This is a genomic window from Brevundimonas aurantiaca, from assembly GCF_014199955.1.
Taxonomy (GTDB): Bacteria; Pseudomonadota; Alphaproteobacteria; order Caulobacterales; family Caulobacteraceae; genus Brevundimonas; species Brevundimonas aurantiaca.
Window position 1 is genome coordinate 765,383 of sequence record NZ_JACHOQ010000001.1, and the last position, 25,100, is coordinate 790,482.

General features: G+C 69.2%; 20 protein-coding genes and 1 other annotated feature. Of the genes, 5 read left to right on the forward strand and 15 right to left on the reverse strand.

The genetic code is table 11. The annotated features are described in order from the left end of the window. The first annotated feature begins 56 nt into the window (after positions 1-56). Both GGQ93_RS03735 and GGQ93_RS03740 read left to right on the forward strand, forming a co-directional pair. Positions 57-2,438 carry a PAS domain-containing sensor histidine kinase gene (locus GGQ93_RS03735; RefSeq protein ID WP_221233561.1) on the forward strand — a complete coding sequence of 794 codons (2,382 nt, stop codon included), beginning with the start codon at positions 57-59 and terminating at the stop codon, positions 2,436-2,438. Between the two features lie 82 nt (positions 2,439-2,520). After that, positions 2,521-2,584: a sequence feature (sul1 is cis-regulatory element that is thought to sense ions involved in sulfur or methionine metabolism; They are found in Alphaproteobacteria), on the forward strand. Between the two features lie 35 nt (positions 2,585-2,619). Beyond that, a complete protein-coding gene (locus GGQ93_RS03740; RefSeq protein ID WP_183215160.1) occupies positions 2,620-4,101 on the forward strand; it encodes a SulP family inorganic anion transporter in 1,482 nt (493 codons plus the stop codon). A 46-nt stretch (positions 4,102-4,147) separates the two neighbouring features. Here the strand turns inward: GGQ93_RS03740 and GGQ93_RS03745 are convergent, their stop codons facing one another. The 15 genes from GGQ93_RS03745 to GGQ93_RS03815 form a co-directional block, all read right to left on the reverse strand. Next, positions 4,148-5,344, reverse strand: a complete 1,197-nt coding sequence (locus GGQ93_RS03745) for an acetyl-CoA C-acyltransferase (RefSeq protein WP_183215161.1) — start codon at positions 5,342-5,344, stop codon at positions 4,148-4,150. A gap of 84 nt (positions 5,345-5,428) precedes the next feature. Then, positions 5,429-6,391 carry a flavin reductase family protein gene (locus GGQ93_RS03750; RefSeq protein ID WP_183215162.1) on the reverse strand — a complete coding sequence of 321 codons (963 nt, stop codon included), beginning with the start codon at positions 6,389-6,391 and terminating at the stop codon, positions 5,429-5,431. Positions 6,392-6,613: 222 nt separating this feature from the next. Then, positions 6,614-7,978, reverse strand: coding sequence for a sulfite reductase subunit alpha (locus GGQ93_RS03755; protein WP_183215163.1), 1,365 nt, complete (start codon positions 7,976-7,978; stop codon positions 6,614-6,616). Continuing rightward, entirely contained in the window at positions 7,975-9,084 is a 1,110-nt protein-coding gene (locus tag GGQ93_RS03760; protein WP_183215164.1) for an FAD:protein FMN transferase, read from the reverse strand. Before GGQ93_RS03760 ends, GGQ93_RS03755 begins: the two co-directional genes overlap by 4 nt. 10 nt (positions 9,085-9,094) lie before the next feature. After that, positions 9,095-9,895 (reverse strand): DUF4198 domain-containing protein, encoded by an 801-nt coding sequence (locus GGQ93_RS03765; protein WP_183215165.1) that lies wholly within the window; start codon positions 9,893-9,895, stop codon positions 9,095-9,097. A gap of 11 nt (positions 9,896-9,906) precedes the next feature. After that, positions 9,907-10,419: a DUF2271 domain-containing protein gene (locus GGQ93_RS03770; protein ID WP_054763967.1), complete on the reverse strand. Its 513-nt coding sequence runs from the start codon at positions 10,417-10,419 to the stop codon at positions 9,907-9,909. 11 nt (positions 10,420-10,430) lie between these two features. After that, positions 10,431-11,111 (reverse strand): PepSY-associated TM helix domain-containing protein, encoded by a 681-nt coding sequence (locus GGQ93_RS03775; RefSeq protein WP_183215166.1) that lies wholly within the window; start codon positions 11,109-11,111, stop codon positions 10,431-10,433. 72 nt (positions 11,112-11,183) lie between these two features. Then, positions 11,184-13,241 carry a TonB-dependent receptor gene (locus GGQ93_RS03780; protein WP_183215167.1) on the reverse strand — a complete coding sequence of 686 codons (2,058 nt, stop codon included), beginning with the start codon at positions 13,239-13,241 and terminating at the stop codon, positions 11,184-11,186. 94 nt (positions 13,242-13,335) lie between these two features. Further along, entirely contained in the window at positions 13,336-14,022 is a 687-nt protein-coding gene (locus tag GGQ93_RS03785; RefSeq protein WP_183215168.1) for a Fe2+-dependent dioxygenase, read from the reverse strand. Positions 14,023-14,096: 74 nt separating this feature from the next. Beyond that, on the reverse strand, positions 14,097-16,460 hold the full coding sequence (locus GGQ93_RS03790) for a TonB-dependent receptor (RefSeq protein WP_183215169.1): 2,364 nt from the start codon (positions 16,458-16,460) through the stop codon (positions 14,097-14,099). 91 nt (positions 16,461-16,551) lie between these two features. Then, positions 16,552-17,301, reverse strand: coding sequence for a proteasome-type protease (locus GGQ93_RS03795; protein WP_224764420.1), 750 nt, complete (start codon positions 17,299-17,301; stop codon positions 16,552-16,554). A gap of 106 nt (positions 17,302-17,407) precedes the next feature. After that, a complete protein-coding gene (locus GGQ93_RS03800) occupies positions 17,408-18,247 on the reverse strand; it encodes a transglutaminase family protein (protein ID WP_183215170.1) in 840 nt (279 codons plus the stop codon). 2 nt (positions 18,248-18,249) lie between these two features. Beyond that, entirely contained in the window at positions 18,250-19,188 is a 939-nt protein-coding gene (locus GGQ93_RS03805) for an alpha-E domain-containing protein (RefSeq protein WP_152948901.1), read from the reverse strand. A gap of 136 nt (positions 19,189-19,324) precedes the next feature. Beyond that, complete coding sequence (locus GGQ93_RS03810; protein WP_183215171.1) at positions 19,325-20,746, reverse strand: circularly permuted type 2 ATP-grasp protein; 1,422 nt, start codon at positions 20,744-20,746, stop codon at positions 19,325-19,327. Positions 20,747-21,001: 255 nt separating this feature from the next. Continuing rightward, positions 21,002-22,207, reverse strand: a complete 1,206-nt coding sequence (locus tag GGQ93_RS03815; RefSeq protein WP_183215172.1) for an NAD(P)/FAD-dependent oxidoreductase — start codon at positions 22,205-22,207, stop codon at positions 21,002-21,004. A gap of 216 nt (positions 22,208-22,423) precedes the next feature. Between GGQ93_RS03815 and GGQ93_RS03820 the strand changes: the two genes are divergently transcribed. From GGQ93_RS03820 to hisD, 3 genes are read left to right on the forward strand one after another with little or no spacing between them, the layout of a single operon-like run. Continuing rightward, positions 22,424-22,714, forward strand: a complete 291-nt coding sequence (locus GGQ93_RS03820) for a YerC/YecD family TrpR-related protein (protein ID WP_183215173.1) — start codon at positions 22,424-22,426, stop codon at positions 22,712-22,714. Positions 22,715-22,724: 10 nt separating this feature from the next. Further along, positions 22,725-23,606, forward strand: coding sequence for an ATP phosphoribosyltransferase (gene hisG / locus GGQ93_RS03825; RefSeq protein ID WP_183215174.1), 882 nt, complete (start codon positions 22,725-22,727; stop codon positions 23,604-23,606). Next, positions 23,606-24,925, forward strand: a complete 1,320-nt coding sequence (gene hisD, locus GGQ93_RS03830; protein ID WP_183215175.1) for a histidinol dehydrogenase — start codon at positions 23,606-23,608, stop codon at positions 24,923-24,925. Before hisG ends, hisD begins: the two co-directional genes overlap by 1 nt. The last annotated feature ends 175 nt before the right edge of the window (positions 24,926-25,100 follow it).

The window sequence follows — 25,100 nt, forward strand, 5'->3', positions numbered from 1 at the left end:
CGCAGCCTAGATTCGCCTGATCAGCGGCATTTTGGCGGGAGAGCGACTTGCGGGGCATGGAGCGGCGGCAGCAAGGACGGGGACGACGCGCCTCCGACCACGCCCCCGTCGGCGCCCCGGCCTGGATCCGCATCGGCGTCCTGGTCCTGGCCCTGGGCGCGACCGGCTATGCACTGATGATGTCGCGCCATCTGAGCCAGCCCGGCCGCGAGGCCCATCGTCTGCGTGACGAAAACCTGGCCTTGAACGCCCAACTGGCCGCCAGCCGGATCGCCGTCCAGATCCAGGCCGCCCAGACCGGCTTCGACGCCGCCGCCCCCGTCCTGGGACAGGACGCCGCCCCCCTGGCGGCGGTCGAGGCGGCGCGACGCGCGGCGCCCGACGTCAGCTTTTCCGTAGTCGACACCTCGGGCGCCCTGGTGGCGGCGCAAGGGGCGCGCAAGCCCGGCGCCCTGACCCTGGCCGGACCCCAGGCGGGCGGGCGGCGGCTGGAGGCCCATGTGGCCCAGGACCTGCCGCCTGCGCCCCCCTATCGGATCGTCTCGGCCTCCGGCCGCGTCCTGGCCTCGCCCCAGCCGGGCGAGACGGGGCGGCCGGTTGAAGCCCTGATCGGGGTGGAGCCCAAGGACCTGCCGTCCCTGACCACGCCCCGCGCCGCGCGGGGCGGCGGGGCGGTCGCGGCCGCGCCGATCGCGCCGGGCGGCCCCTATGTGACGGTGCTGGATCCCGAGGCCGAGGGCGGCGGGCTGATGGACGAAGCCTGGGTGCTGATCGCCCCCGTGCTGCTGGGTCTGGGTGTGCTGATCCTCTATCTGATCCAGGGCCTGCGACGCGCCAGGGCCAGCCGGGAATGGGCCTCGTCCGAGCGGCGGTTCCGGGTCGCGGTCGAGGCGGCGCGGTGCGGCGTCTGGGAATGGGACCTGGCGGGCGAGGAAGTCACCCTGTCCGACTATATGGCGACCCTGCTCGGCTTCGAACGCGGCGGGGTCGTGCGGGCCGAGGACGTCATGGCCCGCATCCATCCCCGTTTCCGCGACGAAGTCCGCCACGCCCTGGAGCAGGCGGCAGCCTACGGCGCTTTCGAAGTCACCTTCCCCGTGGCGGCCGAGGACGGGCGCACCCGCTGGATCGACGCGCGGGGACAGGCCCGCGGCGCGCGGGGCGAGGTCGGCTTTTCCGCCATATTGGGCGTGGCCCTGGACATCACCGAGGCCCGCCGCGCCAAGGCGGCCGCCCAGGCCGCCGAAAGCCGCCTGCGCGACGGGGTCGAGAGCATTTCCGACGCCTTCGTCCTGTTCGACCGCCACGGCCGCCTGATCCTGTGGAACCAGGGCTTCGAGGACGCCTTCGCCTTCACCCCCGGCGTGGTCCGGCGCGGTGCGCTGAAGGACGAGCTGAACCGGATCGCCGCCCTGGCGATCAAGGCCGAACACGCCCCCTCCGACGGGCGGGCGGGCCTGCGCGAGGTCGAACTGCACGACGGCCGCTGGCTGCAGCTGGCCGAACGCTTCACCTCAGAAGGCGGCTCGGTCGTCACCGCCGCCGACATCACCGCCATCAAGCGCGAAGAGGCCGAACGCCGCCGCGCCGTCGAAGACCTGAGCCGCACCGTCGCCCAGCTGGAATCCAGCCAGCAAATGCTGTCCCAGCTGGCGCGCCAATATGAGATCGCCATGACCCGGGCCGAGGCCGCCAACCAGGCCAAGTCCGAGTTCCTGGCCAATATGAGCCATGAGCTGCGCACGCCGCTGAACGCCATCAACGGCTTTTCGGAGATCATGGCCGCCGAGCTGTTCGGTCCCATCGGCGATAAATACAAGGGTTACGCCGCCGACATACTGAAGTCGGGCCAGCATCTGCTCAGCCTGATCAACGACGTCCTGGACATGGCCAAGATCGAGGCCGGCAAGATGACCCTGCACTATGAGCCGGTGTCGCTGAAGGGGGTGTGCGAGGACGCGGTTCGGCTGATGCGCGGCAAGGTTCAGGAGGCGGACCTGACCCTGAGCGTCGTGGGCGAGGATCTGCCCGATATCGAGGCGGACCAGCGCGGGCTGAAACAGGTGATGCTGAACCTGATCTCCAACGCCGTGAAATTTACTCCCGCCGGCGGGCGGATCACCCTGACCCTGGCGGCGACGCAAGGCGAAGACGGTCAGGCGCGGGTCAAGGTCTCCTGCGCCGACACCGGCATCGGCATCGCCCCCGAAGACCTGGCCCGCCTGGCCCGGCCGTTCGAACAGGTGGAAGGCCAGCACTCCAAGACCACCCAGGGCACCGGCCTGGGCCTGGCCCTGACCAAGTCCCTGATCGAAATGCACGGCGGCCGCCTGATGCTGGAAAGCGAACCCGGCGTCGGCACGGTGGTCAGCTTCAACCTGCCGGTGAAACGGCCCGAGGGCACGGTGACGCCGATGAAACAGGCGTTCGCGGCCTAGGACCGACCGCGAGGACGGCTCGAAGACGGTCGGGCTTCGCCCTTGCTTCACGCGCGGCTTGAAGGCATGAGGGAGGCCTCACCTTGGACCTGCCCCTACAGCTAGGAGGCGGGTGGCTATCCTGACCGCCGATCCGTCAGGAAACCGACCCAAGCCTTGGGTCATCCCCACTGAAATCTCAATGACAATAGTTGCGTCCGTGCGCCAGCAATGGCTCGCCAACCCACGCCGTGATCTGCTGGCGGGGACCGTCGTCGCCCTGGCCCTGATCCCCGAGGCCATCGCCTTTTCGATCATCGCCGGGGTCGATCCGGCGGTCGGCCTGTACGCCAGCTTCGTGATCGCGGTGACCATCGCCTTCGTCGGCGGTCGCCCGGCCATGATCTCGGCGGCGACCGGCGCCATGGCCCTGCTGATGGTCGGGCTCGTGCGCGATCACGGGCTGGAATATCTGTTCGCGGCGTCGCTGCTGACCGGCGTGTTTCAGATCCTCATCGGCCTGATGAAGCTGGGTCGCTACATAAGGTTCGTCTCGCGCAGCGTGATGACCGGCTTCGTCAACGCCCTGGCGATCCTGATCTTCCTGGCGCAGATGCCTGAACTGATCGGCGCCGACTGGCAGACCTTCGCCCTGGTGGGCGCGGCCCTGGCGATCATCTACGGCTTGCCCAGGATCACAAGGGCGGTCCCGTCTCCGCTGGTCGCCATCGTCGCCGTCAGCGCCTTCGTGATCCTGACGGGGCTTGATGTCCGCACTGTCGGCGACATGGGCCAGATGCCCTCGGCCCTGCCGATGTTCCATATTCCGAACGTGCCGCTGACCTGGGAGACGCTGACCGTCATCGGTCCGGTGGCTGCGACCCTGGCCTTTGTGGGCCTGTTGGAAAGCCTGCTGACCGCCAATCTGTTGGACGACATCACCGACACGCCGTCGGACAAGGACCGAGAGACGCGCGGACAGGGCATGGCCAACATCGCCTCGTCCCTGTTCGGCGGCATGGCGGGCTGCGCCATGATCGGCCAGTCGATCATCAATGTGACCAGCGGAGCCCGCGGACGCCTGTCCACCCTATGGGCCGGCCTGTTCCTGCTGTTTCTGATCCTGGTGCTTCAGGACTGGGTCGCCCGAATTCCCATGGCGGCTCTGGTGGCGGTGATGATCATGGTCTCGATCGGCGCCTTCGACTGGGGTTCAGTGTTGAAACTGCGCTCCACGCCGTTTCAGTCTTCTGTGGTGATGATCGCCACGACAGCGACGGTGGTCGTCACCCACGACCTGTCGAAGGGCGTGGTCCTGGGCGTGATCCTCTCCGCCGTCTTCTTCATGCGTAAGGTCGGCAAGACCGTTCGCGTGGAGGAGATCGAGACGTCGCAAGAGGGCGTGTTGCGATACCGGGTGACCGGCAATCTCTTTTTCGCCTCGGCCGACGTGTTCGCCGCCGCCTTCGAACATCACGGCCGACCGACCCGCGTCGAGATCGACATGACCGACGCCCACCTCTGGGATCTGACCGGCGTGGCCGCCGTGGACAAGGTCGTGTTCCGCTATCGCCGTCAGGGGGCGCAGGTCGATCTCATCGGAATGAATGAGGCCGGGCGGACCCTGATCGACAAGGTGGGTCGGCATGACAAGAACCACCTGCCCGTGGGCGCCGCCCACTGAGTCTCTTGTCGCCGTCGGCGGACCATCGGTCGGTCCGCCCCGCCCCCTAAACCAGCTCCACCCCCATCGCCGTCGCCTCGCCGCCGCCGATGCACAGGGCGGCCATGCCCCGGGTCTTGCCGCGGGCCTTCAGGGCCGACAGCAGGGTGGTCAGAACGCGGGCGCCGGAGGCGCCCAGCGGGTGGCCCAGGGCGCAGGCGCCGCCGTTGACGTTGATCTTGTCGTGGGGGACGCCCAGCTCCTGCATGGCGATCATCGGCACGATGGCGAAGGCCTCGTTGACCTCCCACAGATCGACGTCCTCAGGCGTCCAGCCGGCCTTCTTCAGCGCCTTTTGCAGGGCGAAGACCGGGGCGGTGGTGAACAGGCTGGGTTCGTGGGCGTGGGCGGCCTGGGCGACGACGCGGGCGATGGGGGTCAGGCCCAGGGCCTGGGCCGTGGACTGGCGCATCATCACCAGGGCGGCCGCGCCGTCCGAGATGGAGGCGGCCGAGGCGGCGGTGATCGTGCCGTCCTTGCCGAAGGCGGGCTTCAGATTGGGGATCTTGGACGGGTCGGACTTGGTCGGCTGTTCGTCGCGGTCCACGACCGCCACCCCCTTGCGCGTCTTGACCTCGACCGGCGTGATCTCGGCGTCGAAGTCGCCGCTGTCCTGGGCGCGCTTGGCCCGGCCGGCGCTTTCGACCGCATAGGCGTCCTGCTGTTCGCGGGTGAACTGATAGGCCTTGGCCGTGTCCTCGGCGAACTGGCCCATCAGCTTGCCGGGCTCATAGGCGTCTTCCAGACCGTCCAGATACATGCTGTCGGAAATGACGTCATGGCCGATGCGGGCGCCGCCCCGGTGCTTGTGCATCAGATAGGGGGCGTTGGTCATGGACTCCATGCCGCCCGCCACGATCACCTCGGCCGAGCCGGCCAGCAGGGCGTCGTGGGCCATCATGGCCGCCTGCATGCCCGAGCCGCACATCTTGTTGATCGTGGTCGCCTCGGCCGAGATCGGCAGGCCCGCGCCCAGCCCCGCCTGACGCGCCGGCGCCTGGCCCAGGCCGGCGGGCAGGACGCAGCCCATGATGATCTGTTCGACCTTGTCCGGCGCCAGGCCCGCCCGCTCCAGCGCCGCCTTCACCGCCGCCGCGCCCAGGTCGGTGGACTTGGCGTCCGACAGCACGCCCTGGAATCCGCCCATCGGGGTTCTGGCGTAGGAGACGATGACGACGGGATCTTGGGCGGGATCGGGGGACATGGCGGGCTTCCTCTTGATTTGGCGCCTGAGATAGCGATCCGACCGCCCGTTGTGAACCGGGATGCGAACCGGGTCGGGCGCGGCTCAGGCGAAATGGAGCCGCCGGTAACGGCCCCGGAAATAGAGCAGGGGATCGCGGCGGGGCTCGAACCGGGCGCGCGTGACCCGGCCGATGAAGACCAGATGATCCCCCGCCTCCACCACCTGATGGGTGGCGCATTCGAAGCTGGCCAGGGAGCCGGACAGTATGGGGGCGCCGGTGTCCCAGCTCTCCCAGGCGACGCCGTCGAACCGTTCGGTCGACGACCGGGCGAAAACGCCCGACATCGGCTGCTGGCCGATGTGCAGGACGTTGATGGCGAAATGCTCGGCCCTTCTGAACCGCTCCAGATTGGACGAACTGCGCGCCAGGCAGAACAGGATCAGGGGCGGGTCCAGCGACACCGAGGAGAAGGAGTTGGCGGTCAGCCCCACCGGCTGGCCCTGTTCATCCAGGGTGGTGACCACCGTGACCCCGGTGGCGAAACAGCCCAGGGCGTCGCGCAGGGTCCGGGCGTCCGACCCGGCCTGATAATGCAGGGCCTGGCGCGGCGCATGGCGTTCCAGAAAGCCCAGGAGCGCCGCCTCGGTCGCCTCGGTCGCCGGTTCGGCTTCCAGATCGAGCCGCGGCAGGTCTGCGGGCGTCGCCGCATCCGGCGCCGCCCCGACCACGATCAGACAGCTGACCAGGGCCGGACCGGTCACGACCAGGGCCGGATGGACCGCCGCCAGGGTCTGGGCCGAACACAGCACGGCGGGTCGGGACGACAGTTCGGTCAAAAGGGCGCGCAGGGCGACCGCCGCCCCCTCCCCGTCCGCCTCGTCCAGCGGGGCCAGCAGCACGTGACGGCCGGCCTCCACCAGGGCCCGCACCCACCGTCGGCCGTCCGCCGACAGCCGCTCGGGCGGACCGATCAGCAGGACGATCGGGTCCTCGGGATCGCCCAGTCCTTGGACGTTCTGGCCCTGGACGTCCATTCCTCCGATCCGGGGCGGGGATTCAGTCATGAGGCGGAGCGGTCCAATCCGGAAAACGAAAGGCGTCTTTTAGGGGAAGTCCGCCCTCGGACGCCACGATTTACGACGCCGTCCCCGATTCGGATCATCCGGCGTCCAGCGAGGCCGCGTCGAAGACGAACAGCCGGTCGACGGCCCGGCGGCGGGTGTTCGACGGCGCCGCTTCCGGTTCGGTCGGGCAGACCCAACGGTCGGGCGGCGCTGATCTCCTTTTCAGTAGACGTCCCGGCGATAGCGGCCGTCTTCCAGCAGGGTCAGCAGGGCCTCCGCGCCCAGCGCCGCCTCCAGGGCCGCATGGACCCCTTGCGACATCCCCTCCAGACTGCCGCAGACATAGAGGGCCGCGCCCCGGTCCACCCAGGCGCGGACGTCAGGCGCCGCCGCCGCGACCAGATCCTGCACATAGCGGCCGTCGCCCGGATCGCGCGAGAAACACCGGTCCAGCCGGGTCAGAACGCCGGACGCCAGCCAGGCCTGAAGCTCGGCGTCGAAGAAGGCGTCGTGGGCCTGGGTCCGTTCGCCGAACAGCAGCCAGGCGCCGCCCCCTTGGGCTGTGCGGTCCTTCAGATGCGCCCTCAGCCCCGCGATCCCCGTGCCGTTGCCGATCAGGATCATCGGCGTCTGATCCTCCGGGCCGTGGAAGCTGCGGTTGGTCCGCACCCGCATGTCGATGGTTTCGCCCACAGCCAGGTCCTGGGTCAGCCGCCCCGAGGCCAGGCCGGGCGTTCCGTCCGGCCGACGCATCAGCCGCACCACCAGTTCGACCCGTCCGTCCGCCGGCACCGAGGCGATCGAATATTCGCGCGCGCCCGGCGTCACGCCGTCGCGTTCCGGCAGCCCCACCTCGGCGATGTCCCCGGCCGACCAGGGCGGCGCCGTCCCGACCGGCTCCAAGACCAGATGATAGGCTTCGCCGCCCGGACTGCCGGGATTGATCAGGGTCCGCTGCGTCAGCCGCCAGGGCTCATAGGCGGGCGGGGTCCAGTCCGGCGCCGCGACCCGGCCGGTGATCTGGTTCAACTGATGCTGCCAGTGGCGCACGGCGCCCGCGTCCCCGGCGTCCACCTCCACCAGATCGAACAGGGGCTCGGCCCCCGAGCGCCTCAGCCAGCCGTCCACCGCATGGCCGAAGCCGCAGAACTGATCATAGCTGCGGTCGCCCAGGGCCATCAGGCCGAAGCGAAGCCCGTCCAGGTCGGCCGGCGCCCCCATGGCCTTGCGCACCAGCCGCGCGGCGCTGTCGGGCGGATCGCCTTCACCCGTCGTCGAGACGATCAGCAGGGCCCGGCCCGCCGCCTTCAGCGTCGCCGGCTCCAGGTCCGCAAACGACAGGACCCGCGCCCCCACGCCGCCGTCCTGCAAGGCCCGGGCGGTCATCCAGGCCAGGTCCTCGGCCAGCCCCGTCTGGCTGGCGAAGGCCACAAGCACCGTCTCCTTCCCGTCTCCGGCCAGGGCCTCGGAGCGGGCGCGCGCCGCCGCCTTCGCCCGGCGCTCGCGCCAGACGATCAGGCCGATCAGAACCAGCCATAGGCCGACGGCCGCCAGGGCCAGAAGCCAGCGGGACGGATCGTGCGTCACCCCGGCGCCGCCTCCGCCCCATCCTCCATCATGGCCTTGAAGGCCGGGGTCATCCGCTCGACCAGGCCGCGCGGGGTGCGTTCGACGAACAGGGCGGCCAAGCCGACCGCTTCGGCGTACTCCGGCCCCTCGAACGGCCCCATGACCGTCAGGGCGCTGGCGTAGGCGTCGGCCTTCATGGCCGAGGCGTGCAGCACGGTGACCGAGGCCAGATTGTTGCTGACCGGCCGCCCCGTCGATCCGTCGATCGTATGAGGATAGAGCCGCCCTTCATGGCGGAAGGCGCGGCGATAGTCGCCGCTGGTCGCCATGGCCAGGTCGAACAGGGCCGCCACCGTGCGGGGCGAGGCGTCGCCCTCCACCCGCTCGATCTCCACCCACCAGGGCTGGGCGTCAGGCTTGACCCCGCGCCCCTTCAGCTCTCCGCCGATCTCGACCAGGTGCGAGGTCGCGCCCAGGGCCGTCAGGGCGTCCGACACCCGGTCCACCGCATGGCCCTTGGCGATGCCGGACAGGTCCAGCTTCATTCCGCCCGGCTGCATCAGGCCGCGCGCCTCGCGGTTCATCCGCAGCCGTCCCCAGCCGCTGACCTTCAGGGCCGCCTCGACCTCTTCGTCGCTGGGCAGGGGCAGAAGGGCGCCGCGCGGCCCCGGCGGGCCGAAGCCCCACAGGTCGACCAGGGCGCCCAGGGTCGGATCGACCGCCCCATTGGTCTCGTCGCCCAGGTCCATGGCCGCATCGACCAGGTCCCAGAACGGCTGGGACACCGCCCACATGCCGGGCGGGGCGGCGTTGAACCGGCTGATCTCGCTGGACGGCTCCCACGGGCTGAACAGGGCCACGACCGTCGCCAGCTCCCGCTCGATCGCCTCGCGCAGGGCCGCCTCGGTCAGGCCGCGCGGCCCGATGGCGCGCACGCTCCAGGTCGTGCCCATGGTCCGGCCGTCCAGCGCCTGGATATGATCGCCGGGCGGTCGGGGCGGCGGCCCCTCGACCGGCGGGATCAGGACGCGGTTGTCGACCCGGTCCGCAAGCGGAACCGGGTCTCCCAGGGTGAGGACGGGCGGGGCGGCGCGCGAACCGCGCGAAAAGGGCGTGTCGGACATGCCCAGCGGCTTAGGGCAGGACTTCCATCACCGCCACATAGTTGGCGTTCGATCCCAGGGTTTCGCCCTGGGCCGGGGTGCGGACCGAGGCGTTCAGCCAATACATGCCGGCCTCGGGCCAGGTGACGGTGAAGACGCCGTCGGCGCCGGTCTTGACCGTCATCTCCTCGGGATTGTCGCGATAGCGCAGGCCGCCGCGCGCGACGGTCACGTCCAGATCGGCGGCGGGCTGGCCGTCCTTCAGCAGTTTGAAGCTGGCGGCCTCGCCGGCGACCAGATCGTTCGGATGGGTCACGGGGACCAGCTCCAGTCCCTCGCCCGTGGTCTTGAACACGGTGTCGGTCGGATTGTTCAGGGTGACGAAGGTTTCGATCCGGCTGGCGGTGCGGGTGGCCTGCACCTCGGTCGCGCCTTCGGGCAGGGCCGCCGGATATTCCGCCGCCGTCCCGCGCCAGCGCTTCTGCTCGCCGTTCAGGGTGTAGCTGGCCATGATCCCGCTCATGACGTTGGCGACCTTATAGGTGCCGTTCTGCGTCAGATGGACGTCGAAGGTGGTGCGGTACTGGGCCTGCATCAGATGTTCGGGCTGGACGGTCGAGCCGTCGGGCGCCGTCACCACCAGGCCGGTCATCCGCATGGCCGCGTGGTCGGGGATGAAGACCCCGTTGGACATGCCCGCATCGAAACCGACCCAGGCGTCGGCGCCCGACAGGCTGGTCGAGGTCGGCGCCATCCAGGCGCGGTGAGCCTGGGCGGCCATGGGCGCAGCCAGGGCGGCGGCGAAGGCCAGAAGCGCGACGGTCTTTTTCATGGGTCTGTTCCTCAGCGTGAGACGGTGACGCGCACGGCGCCCAGTTCGGTGGAGCCGGAGGCGTCGGCGGTATTGGCGCCGCCCCAGCGGAAGGGCACGCGCACCACCTCGCGCCCGCCCAGTTCGCGCGCCGCCTCGACCACCAGATTGTACTGGCCGGGCTGAAGGCCGCGCAGGCGGGCGGCGGGGACGTTGACGGTCTGGCGGCCCGGCGCGCGGGTGGCGCCCGAAATCCCGTCGGCGGGCAGGCTCATGGCCCGGCCGCCCTTGCGCCACCAGGTCCGCAGGTCCTTCAGCCAGTCCTTGCCGTCGCCCTCATTGTTGCGGGTCTGCTGGTACCAGACCGCCAGGGTCTGAACCGCCGTCTGATCCGGCTTCTCGATCCAGACCGCCACATAGGGCCGGTGATAGGAGGCGGTGTTCAGCCGCGGCACTTCGACCGTGACCGACAGATCCGCCGCCAGGGCCGGGGCGGCGGCCAGGGTCAGGCCGGCGGTGGTGACGACGATGGGGAGAAGACGCATCCGTTACACTCTCAATGGATGAAGATCAGGGCGATGACGACGGGGATCAGCAGGCCCAGCGCCGCCAGGGGCCAGGTGGAGGGACGGCCGCGCGCATGCAGCCACATCAGCCCCAGCCCCGTCACCGCAAAGATGACGCAGGCGACGGCGAAGACGTCGATGAACCAGAACCAGACCGTCCCCGCATTCCGCCCCTTATGCAGGTCGTTCAGATAGGCGATCCAGCCGCGCGTGGTCTTTTCATGGACCGCCTCGCCCGTCGCCCGGTCGATGGTCAGCCAGCCGTCGCCGCCGGGAATCGGCAGGGCGACGTAGATCTCCTCGGGCGTCGTCTCGGTCGGCCGCCCGGCGATCTGAACCTTCAGGGCCTCGGCCGACCAGCGGGCGACGGCGTCGGGAACCGGTTCGGTCGTCTCCTGCGGATAGGCCGAAAGCCGTTGCAGCAGGGGCGCCGGCAGGGTGGCGGTCTGTTCGACCGTCACCGGCTCGGCCGGAATGGAGGCCGCATGGTTCAGGGTGATGCCCGTGACCGCGAACAGGATCATGCCGACCAGGCTGACGGCCGCCGAAATCCAGTGCCAGGAATGCAGCTGCTTCAGCCAGAAGGACCGCGCGCCGTTCAGCGCCGCCTTCGGCTTTTTCGCACCCCTTGAGGTCGGCTCGATCTGATTTTGAGCGGCGAGTTCAGTCACGGAACGGCTGTGCCACTGTTGCGAACCATTTTCAATAGCAAGCGATGCGGCGAATTTGTCGCGCAGAGATCGTCAGTAGCTGAACCTGACCCCGGCCCGCACCGTGCGCGGGGGGCCGTAGCCCGCGACGTCGGACCCGGTCATAGACACCTCCACATCCGCGTCGAAAGCATTGTCGACGGCGGCCCAGATCATCACCCCGTCCCCGGCCGACCATTCCGCGCGGGCGTCCAGGGCGACGGCGGGGTCCAGGGTGCGGCTGTTCAGATCATCGTCGAACCGGGCCGATTCGTAGCGCGCGGCCAGACCCAGGCTCAGCCGATCCGTCGCCCGCCAGTCGACCCCCGCCGTCGCGCTCCATTCCGGCGCCTGGGCCGGACGCAGGCCCGTCAGCTGGGGCGCCGCCGCGCCGCCGTCCACCTCGGCGTCGGTCCAGGACAGGGCGGCGTTCAGCGCCAGGGCCTCGCTCGCCCGGACCGAACCGTTCAGCTCCAGGCCCCAGGCTTTGATCGTGCCGGCGTTCTGGCGTTGGCGCAGCACGCCGCCCGCCGGCACGAAACCCGCGCGCGGGAAGGTCGCCGGTCCCTCGCCGATCGTCACATTGACGATGGCGTCCTCGATCTCGTTCCAGAAGACGGTCGCCCCCCAGGCGACGCCGCTCCGGTCGAAGGCCAGGCCCGTCTCGATCCCGCGCAGGGTCTCGGGCTCCAGCCCCGCATTGGCCTCGGTGATGTCGTTGCCGACCCGGAAAGGCCGGTGCAGTTCGTTCAGGGTCGCGGGCCGAAAGCCGGAATAGGCCGCCGCCCGCCAAGCGTAACCCTCGCCCAGCCAGGCGGCCAGATCGCGCCGCGCCGCCAGTCGCGCGCTGACCACCTCGCCCGACCGGTCCTCGTCGGTCTCGTCCAGGATCGGCGCCCCGGTCGCCAGCGTGTATTCGTAGCGGAAGCCCGCCTCGTTCTTCCACCGGTCGTAGCGGAGACCGCCCGCGACCAGCCAAGCCCCGCCGGTCCACGACCCGTCCACATAGGCCCCGGCCACCGAGGTCTCGCCGCCCGCGCGCCGTCCCCGCGCGAAGCCCGCGCCGGTGGGATTGCTGAAGAACTCATTGGTCGCGCCCTCGTTGAAGCGGGCGTCGGCGCCGACCTCCCACTCCAGCCGGCCGCCCGCGATCTCGGCCACGCGACGGCGTAGGGCGGCGTTCAGCCCCCAGCCGGTCGCCGGGGTCTTGTACTGATCATTGGCCGGGGTCGTCGTCGACCGGTCCGCCGCCACCGAGGCCGAGCTGTTGGCGAAGTCGCTCTCGATCCGCCAGGCCTGCAGCCGCCAGCCGTAGCCGTCGACGGTAGGCGCCTTGGCGGCCGTGGCGCTGAGGCTGTGGCCGCTGGCGTTTGACCGGGCGTTCAGCAGACCGGAGCCCCGATCCTCCTCCCAGGTCGCCGCGCGCAGAGACAGGTTCGCCCCTTGCAGATTCACCCCGTCCAGCGGCGCATCGACCCGCAGGGCGGCGCTGCGGCTGTCCAGGTCCAGCGGCTGATCCGCCGCACCGGCCGCCGCACCGCGCACGGGCGTATAGCCGTCGCTGGTCTCGTACAGGCCCGACAGGGTCACGCCGACCGGACCCAGCATGGTCGATCCCGAGCCCGCCGCCCGCGCCCCGCCGCGCTCGGCCACCGACAGGTCCAGCACCCCGCCGCCGGCCCGCTCCGTCAGGCCGATGGTCCCGGTCAGGGCCCCGGCGCCGTAGGGCCCCGCGCCCGCGCCGCGCACGACGTCCACCCGCTCCAGCGATTCCGGCGCGACCTGGGACCAGATCACCCAGCCGCCGAACGGATCGTTCAGCGGGACTCCGTCCAGCGTCACCAAGGTCCGCCCCGCGCCGGACGGGGCGATGGCCCTGAGCGAAATCCCCTGGGTCGTCGGATTGGCGGCCAGGCTGGAGGTGCGGCGGAACAGGGACACGGCGGGCACGGTCCGCAGGGCCTCGTCCAGCCGGACGGACCGCTCCAGCACGGTTTGATCCAGCCGAACCACCGAAAAGGCGGCGTCGGCGGCGGCGGGCGGCAGACGGGCCGCCGTCACCGTGATTTCAGACAATTGGGCGGGCGGAGCGGGGGGCGCGTCTTGGAACATCCCGGTCACAATAGACCAGCCCCGCCTTGGTTCAGCCCTGCGACCTTATAAAGCGGACTGCGACCCTGGGGTCACAGACGGGGCGGTCGGGACGTCACACCTCGGACCAGCGCCGCAGCAGATTGTGATAGACGCCGGTCAGTTCGATCACCGCCTGATCCTTCGGCCCCTTCTCCAGGGCCACGCGCTGGGTCGCCACGTCCAGGCGGAACAGCATCTCGCGGTCGCCGTCGTCCCGGATCAGGCTCTGCATCCACATGAAGGACGAGACCCGCGCCCCGCGCGTCACCGGCATGACCTTGTGCAGGCTCTTGGACGGATAAAGCACCAGATCCCCGGCCGGCAGCTTGACCGACTGCGGCCCGTACATCTCCTCGATGATCAGTTCGCCGCCGTCATAGTCTTCAGGTTCGGACAGGAACAGGGTCGCCGACAGGTCGCTCCGTATACGGATTGACCCGCCGCCGCGCTGCTGGCGGATGGCGTTGTCCACGTGCAGGCCGAACTCGCCCCCGCCCTCATAGCGGTTGAAAAGCGGCGGAAAGATCGTGTGCGGCAGGGCGGCGGCGACGAACATCGGATTGGCGTTCAGGGCCTGGACGATCAGGGCCGAGACCTCCTTGGCGACGTCGGAGTCTTCCGGCAGCTGCTGGTTCCGCTTGGCCGTCGCCGACTGGTGGCCGGAGGTCATGTTTCCGTCGGCCCACGGTCCGGCGTCCAGCCGCTCGCGCAGCGCCTTCACTTCGGCCTTGGAGAAGACTTCGGGGATTTGCAGCAGCACGTCGCTCTCGCTGAAAAGAAAGGCGGCCCCGCCGGAGGACGGAGCCGCCAGTTATAGGCCGGGGATAGAGGCCTTTAGAAGCGCAGGTTCAAGGCCAGGATGGCCTGACGCGCCGGAGCGGGGTCGGCATGGTGAACCCCGTTGGTCCGCATGATGTATTCCTCGTCCGTGGCGTTCTTGACGTTCAGCTGCAGGCTGGCGCGGTCCGAAAGGTCATAGGTGGCGAAGGCGTCAACGCGGGTCCATTCGGGCGCATAGACGCGGTTGTTCCCGCCGCCGGCCCCGCCCTGGTTTCCGCCCCAGGACTTGGAGGTGTAATAGACGCCGCCGCCTATCGTCAGTTTGGGCAGCAGGCGATAGGTGGTGAACAGGCTCGCGCTGTTCTTGGGCGTATTGGCTAGGGGCAGGCCTTGCAGCGGATTGACGCTTGCGACCGGCGGCGTGCCCGACACGACCACGGCCGCCTTGGTCAGCTCGGAGTCCATGTAGGTATAGCCGCCGAACACGGTCCACTTCGGCGTGATGCTGCCTGACACGCCCAGTTCGAAGCCGGTGACCTCGACCTCGCCTTCCTGACGGAAGATGTTCGGCTCGACCAGGATCAGGGCGTTCTTGCGGGTCAGATGGAAGGCGGCCGCCGACAGGGCGAGACGGTCGTTCAAGACATTTGCCTTGGCGCCGATCTCGAAGCTCTCGGTGTCTTCCGGATCCAGAACGGTGTTGGCGACGCCATCGACCGTGCCCGTGCCGCCCGAGGCGTTCTGGTCGCCCGCCGAAATGGTCGGCGGCGTCGAGGAGGTGGACCAGGACGCATAGACGCTGCTGTTCTGCGTCGGCTTGAACACCAGACCAACCTGATAGTTAGTGAACTCCCAGGTCCGCTCGGGCACGACCGTATAGCCTGCCGTGGTCCAGACGCCGGCCGTCTGGCTCGACGTCGCATTCAGGCCGCGCACCGAATACTGATCCCACCGCACGCCCAGGTTCAGGATCAGCCGCTCGGTCAGGGTGATGCTGTCGTTGGCGTAAAGGCCGATGGTCTCGGTGGTGTTGGAGCTGGTCGGGCCACGGTTGATCACGCCGGTCCAGGCGTCGTCCGGCGTGGGATCATAGACGCGGGTGCAGTCGTCGGCGCCCAGGGCGCTGGCCGCCGTCGGCCTCGATCCGGAGACTGTGGTCAGACCCGTCGGGCAGGCGGCGCCGGAGGTGGTGTAGGTCGAATAGGCCGCATTGCGGTTCCGCTCGCGCGTCAGCTCCAGACCCACGTCATAGCTGTGTTTGAACGCCCCCGTCTCGAACCGGCCGTACAGGTCGGTGACATTGGCCAGGGTGGTGACGGGGTTCCAGCGGGTCTTGGTCCCCCGCTTCATCCAATAGGTCCCGTCGGCCGCGCGGCCGACATAGCCGCCGTCGCCGGGGTTGGTGACGATGTAGTCGTTCAGCGTCTCCGCATAGCGGCTGACGTTGCGGATCGTCAGAAGGTCGCTGAAGCGGTGCTCGGCCTTGAAGGTGAAGCTGTCGACCTCATTGGTCAGATAGTCGCGCGCCTTCAGCCCGTAGAAGCTGCCATAGGGGACGTCCAGCACGCCGCTGTCGGTCGTGCGCGACTGGATCTTGGTGAACAGCGGAATGCCGTAGTCCGGCGTCTGATCGCCGGTCAGATGATAGTAGCTGAAGACCATGGACGAGCCGGTTCCCAGGCCCGCGCCCAGGCTGACGCCCAGGCCCCATTTGTCGTAATCGACGCTGTCGCGGCCGGGCACGTCGCCCTGGGCGCCCATCAGATTGATCCGCAGGGCGGCGGTTTCACCCAGCGGCATATTGGCGTCGATCGTGCCGCGGACATAGCCGTCCGTCCCGACGCCGGCGCTGAAGTTGTTGAAGGCGTTCAGTTTAGGCGATTTGGAGCTCAGATTGACGCTGCCCCCGCCCGAGCCCCGGCCGGAATAGACGGCGTCCGGCCCCTTGATCACCTCGACCTGTTCCAGGTTGAACACTTCGCGCTGCTGGCCCCCCGTATCCCGCAGACCGTCGACGAAGATGTTGTTGCCGGACGACTGGCCGCGGATGAAGGGACGGTCCGCCAGGGGCTGACCGCCCTCGCCGGCGCCGAAGGTGATGCCGGGCGAATTCTGCAACAGGTCCTGCAGCGACGAGGCCGCCGTCTGTTCGATGATCGCCTGGGGAATGACGGTCACGGCGCGGGGCGTATCGACCAGGGGAGCGACGAATTCGGGACTGACCGGCGCAGGCTTCTTCAGCTGGCCGTTGACGTCGATCGTGCCCAGGTTGGCGGGCTGTTGCTGGGGATCGGCGGTGACGACCACGCCGTCTTCGGCGGTCGCGTCAGCGGCGATGGCGGGGGCGGCGACCAGCATGCCGGCGGCGCTGGAGGCGAAGAGAAGCGCGCGAAGGGAGGCGGCGCGAGAGTCGGACATGTTTTGGCGACCTTTTGGTCTGATTTTGCGATGCGGTCGCAATAACCAGCTTCATCGGGTCGCACAAGAGCGATTGCGAGCGGGTCGCAACTTAATTCGAGACGACGCTGATCGGGCGAGACGGCGCCGTCTGCGCGCCCAGATCAAGCCAGTTCGGCGCCGGCATGGCCTGGTGCGCCGCAGCCAATGCCTCCGACCACCGCCGGCCCAGATCGCGGAAATAGGGATCATCGGCCTCCAGCCGACGCTCCATCCCCGACAGATTGTCGCGGCGGATCACGATCAGATCCAGCGGCGGCCCCACGGCGATGTTGGAGCGAATGGTCGAGTCGAACGAGATCAGCCCCAGCTTCACCGCCTCGGACAGCGGGGTGTCGGAATGCAGGGCTCGGTCCAGGATCGGCTTGCCGTATTTCAGCTCGCCGATCTGCAGATACGGCGTGTCGGCCCCGCATTCGATGAAATTGCCCTGGCCGTAGATCAGATACAGCCCCATCTTGCCGCCCGCGATCTGGCCGCCCAGCAGCATGGAGGCGTTGACGTTCAGGGCGTCGGCGGTGGGCGAGGCGGGGGTGTTGATCGTCGCCCGGACCGTGGCCATCGCATGGCCCAGGATCTGGGCGGCGCGGAACAGGGTCGGCGCGGTCTCAAGCGTCTCAGGCCCGGTCGAATCCGGCAGCTTGACCCCTTCGGCGACCATGGCCAGGGCCGTCTGGGTGACCGACAGATTGCCCGCCGTCGCCACGGCCAGCACCCGCTCGCCGGGCCGCTTGAATACATGCAGTTTGCGATAGGACGAGATGTTGTCCACGCCCGCATTGGTGCGGGTGTCGGCGATCATCGCCAACCCCTCCTTCACCAACATGCCTACGCAATAGGTCACTGGCCTCTATCCGCTCCCCGTTCCGCGAATCCGCAGACGCTAACAGATTCCCGCGACATGGCGATCAGGACCATCCCCGGCTCTGATGTTGTTGCCGGCCCTGTTGCACAGGCCGCACATGAAGGGCCACCGTCAGACTGCCGACCCCGCCGCCATAGCTGGTTCCCCGGATCGGCGTCGCCCCCAGCGAATCCAGGCCCACGGCGATGCGGACATAGTTCTCGGTCGGACAAATGCCGTTGGCCGCGTCGAACCCGACCCAGCCCAGGTCCTCGATCCAGGCCTCGGCCCAGGCGTGGGCGGCGTCCTGGTCGTGCCGGCCGTCCGACCGGTTCAGATGGCCCGAGACATAACGGGCCGGCACGCCCAGGGTCCGGGCGCAGGCGATGAAGATCTGGGCGTGATCCTGGCAGACGCCGCGGCTGATCGCGAAGGCCTCGGACGCCGTATGGGTGGCGGAGGTCGCCCCGACCTCGAAAGCGACGCCGGCGTGGATCGCCCCCATCAGACGGTGCATCCGCTCCAGGGCCGCGCCCTCGGGCACGGACCGGGCGAAGTCGATCAGGGCCGCATCGGCCTGGGTCAGCCGGGTGTCGCGCAGATAGACGCCCGGCTGCAGCCGCTCGTTCTGCCCCCGGATCACCCCGCCGGTGTCCACGGTCGACACCTCGCCCGTCACCCGGATGGTCAGGGCGTCGGTCGGCCGCTCGGTATAGAGGCTGTGCACGATATTGCCGAAGGCGTCGTCGCTGCGGCGCAGCCGGGCGTCGACGTCGGTTTCGATGCGCCATTCCCGCACCTGCTGGGCCTCGCAGGACCGGGGCGTCAGCCGCAGCATCTGGACGATGAACCGCGCGGGCCGGGCGTATGCGTAGCGGGTGGAGTGGTCGATCCGGATCCGCATGGTCAGACCAGATACTGTTCGTGGATGGCGGCGCCCAGCGCGTTGTTCTCGTTCAGAAAGCCCTGGATGTATTCATGCAGGCCCGACTGGAAGATGTCCTCGATCCGGGCCTCGTTGAACTGGGTCAGGCGGTTCGACGCCAGCCGCTGGGCCGGGCCGCGCCGGCCATAGTCGGCCGCCAGCTTCTCCAGATAGCTGACGATCATCCCCTGACAGCTGGCCAGGGACCGCGGCATCTGCCGGTTCAGCACCAGGAGGTCCGCCACCAGCCAGGGCCGCACGCTCTCGCGATAAACCCAGCGATAGGCGGTCAGGGCCGAAACCTCGCGCAACAGGGTGGTCCACTGGAAATAGTCCAGCTGTCCGCCCACCCGTTCGCCCGGCGGCAGCAGCAGATGGTACTTCACGTCCAGCAGGCGGGCGGTGTTGTCGGCCCGCTCGATCGCCATGCCCAGCCGCAGGAACCAGTAGGCGTCGTTCCTGAGCATCGTCCGCGACGAGGCCCCCTCCACCGCCAGGGACGTCGATTTCACGAAGTCCAGGAAGTTGGTGAAGTCGTCGCGGCGGGTCGGCTCGCCCAGTTCGTTCAGCCCGTTCCAGGCGCCGTTGATCGCCTCCCACAGCTCGATGGTCAGGGCGGTCCGCACCGAACGGGCGTTGGTCCGCGCCCGGGTGATACAGGCCTTGATCGAGGTCGTATTGTCGGCGCCGAAGGCCAGATATTCGCGGACGGACTTCTCCGACACGGTGCGGCCGGTGGCGTCGAAGGCCGACTTCACCCCCGACGAGGCGATGGCCCCCGCCCAGGCGGTGACGGTCGCCTGATCCTTGGCCGGCAGGGCCGCCAGCCGGATCGCCGCCTCCAGAATGCGCGCAAGAAAATCGGCCCGCTCCATATAGCGGCCGGTCCAATAGAGACTGTCTGCGGTGCGAGAGAGCATCTATTCCTCCCCCATTGGGGGAGGGGGACCGCCCGAAGGGGGGTGGAGGGGGCCAAACGCAAACAGGGTGTCTGGGGCGAGCGCCCTCCACCGCTTCGCGGTCCCCCTCCCCCGACGGGGGAGGATCTTCGTCCGATCAAACATCCAGCACCCAGGTGTCCTTGGTTCCGCCGCCCTGGCTGGAGTTGACCACCAGCGACCCCTCCTTCAACGCCACCCGCGTCAGCCCGCCCGGCGCGACCCGCACCCCGGCCGGACTGGACAGGACGAAGGGCCGAAGATCGACGTGGCGCGGCGACAGGGCTCCGCCGTTCAGGGTCGGGGCCGTCGACAGGCTCAGCGTCGGCTGGGCGATGAAGTCGTCGGGATCGGCGATCAGCTTGGCGCGGAAGGCCTCGATCTCGGCCTGGGTCGAGGTGGGCCCCACCAGCATGCCGTAGCCGCCCGATCCGCCGACCTCCTTGACCACCAGTTCCGGCAGCTTCTCCAGCACCTCCTTCAGCGCCTCCGGCTCGCGGCAGCGCCAGGTCGGCACATTCTTCAATATGGCGTCCTCGCCGGTGAAGAAGCGGATGATCTCGGGCATATAGGTATAGACGGCCTTGTCGTCGGCCACCCCGGTCCCGACCGCATTGGCCAGGGTCACACGCCCGGCGAAATAGGCCGACATCAGCCCCGGCGCCCCAACCGCCGAATCCGGCATGAAGGTCAGGGGGTCGATGAAGTCGTCGTCGATGCGGCGATAGATGACGTCGACCCGCTTGGGCCCCTCGGTCGTGCGCATATAGACGGTGTCGTCATTGACGAAGAGATCCCCGCCCTCGACCAGTTCGACCCCCAGCTTGTCGGCCAGGAAGCTGTGCTCGTAATAGGCCGAGTTGAACGGCCCCGGCGTCAGGACCACGATGGTCGGGTCCTCGCCCGCCCCCGACGGCGCCGAGGCCTGGAGCGACCGCAGCAGCATGTCGGTATAGATTTCGACCGGCCGCACCGCATGTTCGGCGAACAGGTCGGGGAACAGCCGCATCATCATCTCGCGGTTCTCCAGCATATAGGAGACCCCCGACGGCGTGCGGACATTGTCCTCCAGCACATAGAAGCCGTCCTCGCCCGTGCGGACGAGGTCCACGCCCGAGATATGGCACCAGACGTCGCCGGGCGGACGCCGCCCCTGCATCTCGGGTCGATAGTGCGGATTGGTCAGGATCAGGTCGGCGGGCACGATCCCGGCGCGGATACAGTCCTGCGGTCCGTAGATGTCCTTCAGGAAGGCGTTGATGGCGGTGACCCGCTGCTTCAGCCCCTTCTCCAGCCCGCCCCATTCGTCGGCGCCGATGATGCGCGGCACGACGTCGAACGGGATCAGCCGCTCGTTGGATTCCTCGTCGCCATAGACGGCGAAGGTCACCCCCATGCGGCGGAAGAACAGCTCCGCCTGGCGCGAGCGCGCCTGCAGCAGGTCCGGCGGGGCGTTTTCAAGCCAGGCCGCCAGGGTCTTGTAGCTGTCGCGGATCGCGCCGGATCCGCCGCCGTTCATTTCGTCGAAAGCTCTCGTCATCCGCCCCCGCCGCGTTGAGATCACAGCTTGATCGCGACCCAACGAAAAGCGCAACAGTTTTGTTGCACTGCGGCGAAGCTTCAACAACCAGACCCTCCCCCGCCTACGGGAGAGGTGGCCCGTCGATCGCGCAGCGATCCAGGGTCGGAGAGTGAAGTTCTGCTCAAAGCAAGAAGACGTCCCCCATCGTCAGGCGTGTCGCTTCGCGCCACGGCCTGACACTTCCCCCGCAAGCGGGGGAAGGTCGGGTGAAAATCACACCCCCACAGCCTTCATCGACACCGCCTGATCCGCCAGCTTCGCCACATCCACCGGCGTCGCCTTTCCGATCAGCTGTTTGCCCGCCATGAACTCCGGCGGAGCATTGACCGCCTCGACGCAGACCACCCGGTCGCCGTTCAGGTGGAAGACCGCAAATCCCCCCGCCGACGGATCGCCCCGCACCACCTGGCGGTCCGCATCGAACGGCAGGCCGGCGATCTGAAGCTTGAAGTCGTATTGATCGGACCAGAACCACGGAACCTCCGGCGCCGGCCCCGGTCGCCCGACGATGGCGGCCGCCGCCTGCTTGGCCTGTTCCAGCGCATTGGGCACGCTCTCCAGCCGGTGCGAGACCCCGCCGTGCACGGGAATCGGCCGGCGCGTCATGTCGCCGACGGCGAAGATCGCCGGATCGCTGGTCCGCGCCTGATCGTCCACCACCACCCCGTCGTCGCAGCGCAGGCCCGCCGACCGCGCCAGGCCGTCGCAGGCCAGGGCGCCCACCCCGACCAGAACCGCATCCGCCTGCACCGTCGATCCGTCGGCCAGGGTCACGCCGTCATGGGCGACCGCGACCACCTCGGTGCCCGTGATGATCTCCACCCCCCGCGCCCGGTGCTGGGCCATGAAGAAGGCCGACAGGGTCTCGGACGCCACCCGCGCCAGGACGCGCGGCGCCCGTTCGATCACCACCGCCTCGGCGCCCAGGGCCCGGGCCGAGGCCGCCGCCTCCAGCCCCACATAGCCGCCGCCGACCACCGCCAGCCGTTTGCCCGGCCCCAGCACGGCCTTCAGCCGCTCGGCGTCCTTCAGCGTCCTCAGCTCCAGCAGGTCGGGATGGTCCCCGCCCGGAACCGGCAGTTTGCGCGCCGTCGATCCCGTCGCCAGCACCAGGACGTCATAGGCCTCGCTCGTCCCGTCGTGGAAGGCGACCGTCTTCGCCTCCGGGTCCACCGACACGGCGACCGTCGAGGGCCGGAAGTCGATGTTCTGCTCGGCGTAAAAGCTCAGCGGCCGCAGCAGCAGCGCCTCAAGATCCGCCTCCCCCTTCAGCCAGGCCTTGGACAGGGGCGGCCGCTGATAGGGCGGCGCCTCCTCCTCGCCGACCAGCACGATAGGGCCTTCATGCCCGTACTGCCGCAGAAAGGCCGCGACGGAGCCGCCGGCGTGGCCGGCGCCGATGATCAGGATCTTGGTCATGGGGGTGATTTAGAGTGGCGAGTGGCGAGTGGCGAGTGGCGAGTGGCGAGATAAACGCCCCCGGCTTTCAACCGTCGTCCTCGGGGCTGACGAAACCTGGCTGGACCGCACAAAGCGCCGTCTTAAAACTCGCCACTCGCCACTCGCCACTCGCCACTCGCCACTCGCCACTAATCGCCCTTGACCGTTCCACTGTTACAGCATAGTGGAACGCGCATGACGACCCCGCCCGCCCGCGACGCCCTCTACGACGCCCTGCTGTCGATGCAGACGCGCGCCGAGATGGACGCCTTTCTGGCCGACCTGTGCACCCCGGCGGAACTGCGCGCCTTCGCCGAGCGCTGGCAGGTGGCGCGCCTGTTGGACGCCGGCGGCAAATCCTATCGCGAGATCGCGGTCGAGGCCCACGCCAGCCCCACCACCGTCGTCCGCGTCGCCCGTTACCTCAAAGACATGCCGCACCAGGGCTACCGCCTCGCCCTGGACCGCCTGAAGAACACGAACTGAGTATCCGAACATGAGCACCGTACAGGGCCGGCTTCGCATCGCCGTCCAGAAATCCGGCCGTCTGGCCGACCGCAGCCTCGACCTGATCCGCGACGCGGGTCTGAAATGGGTCAAGGGCCACAACGACCTGCTCTATCGGGTCGAGAACTATCCGATCGACCTGCTGCGCGTCCGCGACGACGACATCCCCACCTTCGTGGCCGACGGCGTCTGCGACCTGGGGATCGTCGGCGAGAATGTGCTGGAGGAAGGCCGCAACGGCGGTCCCAACGCCTCCGTCGTCATGCCCCTGGGCTTCGGCCGCTGCACTCTTAAGATCGCTGCGCCCCCGGCCCTGGCCTATGAGGGTCCGGCCTCGCTGGAGGGCCTGCGCATCGCCACCTCCTATCCGAAGATCCTGCGCCGCTTCCTGGACGAGCGGGGGGTCAAGGCCGACATCGTCGTCATGCGCGGCGCCGTCGAGGTCGCGCCCCGGCTGAAACTGGCCGCCGCCATCTGCGACCTGGTCTCGACCGGCGCGACGCTTGAGGCCAACGGCCTGGGCGCCAAGGATACGGTGTTGGAAAGCCAGGCCGTCCTGATTCAGTCCCCCGTCGCCCCCGAGCCTGCCCTGCAACACCTGTTGGACAGCATCATCGAGCGGATGGCCGGCGTCGTGTCGTCCCAGGGCGCCAAATACGTCATGCTGAACGCCCCGCGCGCGGCGCTGGATGAGATCACCGCCATCCTGCCCGGCGCCGGCTCGCCCACCGTCATGCCCCTGTCGGGCCGCGACGACGCGGTCGCCGTCCACGCCGTCTGCCAGGAGGCCGTCTTCTGGGAGACGCTTGAGAAGCTCAAGGCCGCCGGCGCCTCGGCCATACTGGTCCTGCCCATCGAGAAGATGATGTGATGACCACGGCCTTCAAACGTATCGACTGGTCTTCCCTCGACGCCGCCGGCAAGGCCGCGGCCTTGGCCCGCCCGGCCCAGCGCACCGCCGGCGACGTCACCGAGGTCGTCCGCGCCATTCTGGACGACGTGCGCGCGCGCGGCGGCGCGGCCGTCACCGACTGGTGCCGGAAGCTGGACAAGGCCCCGCCCCGCCGCATCGCCATCACGCCCGAGATCGTGGCCGAAGCCCGCAACGCCCTGCCCCCCGCCGACGTCCGTGCCCTGCGGATGGCGGCCGACAATATCCGCGTCTTCCACCAGGCGACCCGGCCGGAGGACACCGACTTCGTCGAGACCACGCCGGGCGTCCGCTCCAAACTGGCCTGGCGTCCGATCGCCTCGGCCGGTCTCTACATCCCCGGCGGCACCGCCCCCCTCTTCTCCTCCCTTCTGATGTTGGCGATTCCGGCCGGGGTCGCGGGCGTGGGCCGGCGCGTCGCCGTGACCCCGCCCTCGAAGGACGGCGGCGTCCACCCCGCCATGATCCTGGCCGCCGCCGAGGCGGAGCTGGACGCCCTCTGGCTGATGGGCGGCGCCCAGGCCATCGCCGCCCTGACCTTCGGCGTCGAACTGGAGGACGGCGTCATCCCCGCCTGCGACAAGCTGTTCGGCCCCGGAAACGCCTACGTCGCCGAGGCCAAGAAACAGGCGTCGGCCCTGCCCGGCGGTCCCGCCGTCGACATGCCCGCCGGCCCGTCCGAGCTGATGGTCGTCGTCGACCGCGACGCCGCGCCCGAGATCGCCGCCGCCGACCTGCTGAGCCAGGCCGAGCACGACGCGGACGCGCAAGTTCTCCTGGTCTCCACCAGCCGCGCCACCATCGACTATATTCTGACCGAGGTGGAGGCCCAGGTGGCGACCCTGCCGCGCGAGGCCGTCGCCCGCGCCTCGCTGAACGAGGCCCGCGCCGTCCTGGTGCGCGACCTCGACGCCGCCTGCGAAGTGATCAACCTCTACGGCCCCGAACACCTGGCGCTTCAGGTCGATGATCCGGAGGCCCTGCTCCCCGCCGTCAAGGCCGCCGGCGCCGTCTTCGTCGGCCGGTTCGCGGCCGAGACCCTGGGCGACTACGCCGCCGGCCCCAGCCACGTCCTGCCGACCGACGGCGGCGCCCGCACCCTGGGCGGCGTCACCACCGCCAGCTTCATGACCACCATGTCGATCCAGCTGGTCACCGAGGCCGGCGCTCGTGCGCTTGCCCCCATCGCCGCCCGCCTGGCCCGGATGGAGGGCCTGGAAGCCCACGCCCGCGCGGCGGATCTGAGGAGCGAGGGATGAGGGCCGCCTTTAAAGACCCTCTCCCGCTTGCGGGAGAGGTGGCCCGTCGTTCGCGCAGCGAACCAGGGTCGGAGAGGGAAGTCTCTCTTGAGCAAGGCGAAACTTCCCCCATCGTCAGCCGCCTCGCTACGCTCGCCGAGCTGACACTTCCCCCGCAGGCGGGGGAAGGTCTGGA

Coding starts and splice junctions, on each gene's coding strand:
- GGQ93_RS03770 (WP_054763967.1), bottom strand. CDS start 10,419: ATGCGTCTTCTCCCCATCGTCGTCACCACCGCCGGCCTGACCCTGGCC.
- GGQ93_RS03815 (WP_183215172.1), bottom strand. CDS start 22,207: ATGACCAAGATCCTGATCATCGGCGCCGGCCACGCCGGCGGCTCCGTC.
- hisG (WP_183215174.1), top strand. CDS start 22,725: ATGAGCACCGTACAGGGCCGGCTTCGCATCGCCGTCCAGAAATCCGGC.
- GGQ93_RS03740 (WP_183215160.1), top strand. CDS start 2,620: ATGACAATAGTTGCGTCCGTGCGCCAGCAATGGCTCGCCAACCCACGC.
- GGQ93_RS03760 (WP_183215164.1), bottom strand. CDS start 9,084: ATGTCCGACACGCCCTTTTCGCGCGGTTCGCGCGCCGCCCCGCCCGTC.
- GGQ93_RS03790 (WP_183215169.1), bottom strand. CDS start 16,460: ATGTCCGACTCTCGCGCCGCCTCCCTTCGCGCGCTTCTCTTCGCCTCC.
- GGQ93_RS03750 (WP_183215162.1), bottom strand. CDS start 6,391: ATGACTGAATCCCCGCCCCGGATCGGAGGAATGGACGTCCAGGGCCAG.
- GGQ93_RS03805 (WP_152948901.1), bottom strand. CDS start 19,188: ATGCTCTCTCGCACCGCAGACAGTCTCTATTGGACCGGCCGCTATATG.
- GGQ93_RS03820 (WP_183215173.1), top strand. CDS start 22,424: ATGACGACCCCGCCCGCCCGCGACGCCCTCTACGACGCCCTGCTGTCG.
- GGQ93_RS03780 (WP_183215167.1), bottom strand. CDS start 13,241: ATGTTCCAAGACGCGCCCCCCGCTCCGCCCGCCCAATTGTCTGAAATC.
- GGQ93_RS03745 (WP_183215161.1), bottom strand. CDS start 5,344: ATGTCCCCCGATCCCGCCCAAGATCCCGTCGTCATCGTCTCCTACGCC.
- hisD (WP_183215175.1), top strand. CDS start 23,606: ATGACCACGGCCTTCAAACGTATCGACTGGTCTTCCCTCGACGCCGCC.
- GGQ93_RS03800 (WP_183215170.1), bottom strand. CDS start 18,247: ATGCGGATCCGGATCGACCACTCCACCCGCTACGCATACGCCCGGCCC.
- GGQ93_RS03795 (WP_224764420.1), bottom strand. CDS start 17,301: ATGATCGCCGACACCCGCACCAATGCGGGCGTGGACAACATCTCGTCC.
- GGQ93_RS03735 (WP_221233561.1), top strand. CDS start 57: ATGGAGCGGCGGCAGCAAGGACGGGGACGACGCGCCTCCGACCACGCC.
- GGQ93_RS03765 (WP_183215165.1), bottom strand. CDS start 9,895: ATGAAAAAGACCGTCGCGCTTCTGGCCTTCGCCGCCGCCCTGGCTGCG.
- GGQ93_RS03810 (WP_183215171.1), bottom strand. CDS start 20,746: ATGACGAGAGCTTTCGACGAAATGAACGGCGGCGGATCCGGCGCGATC.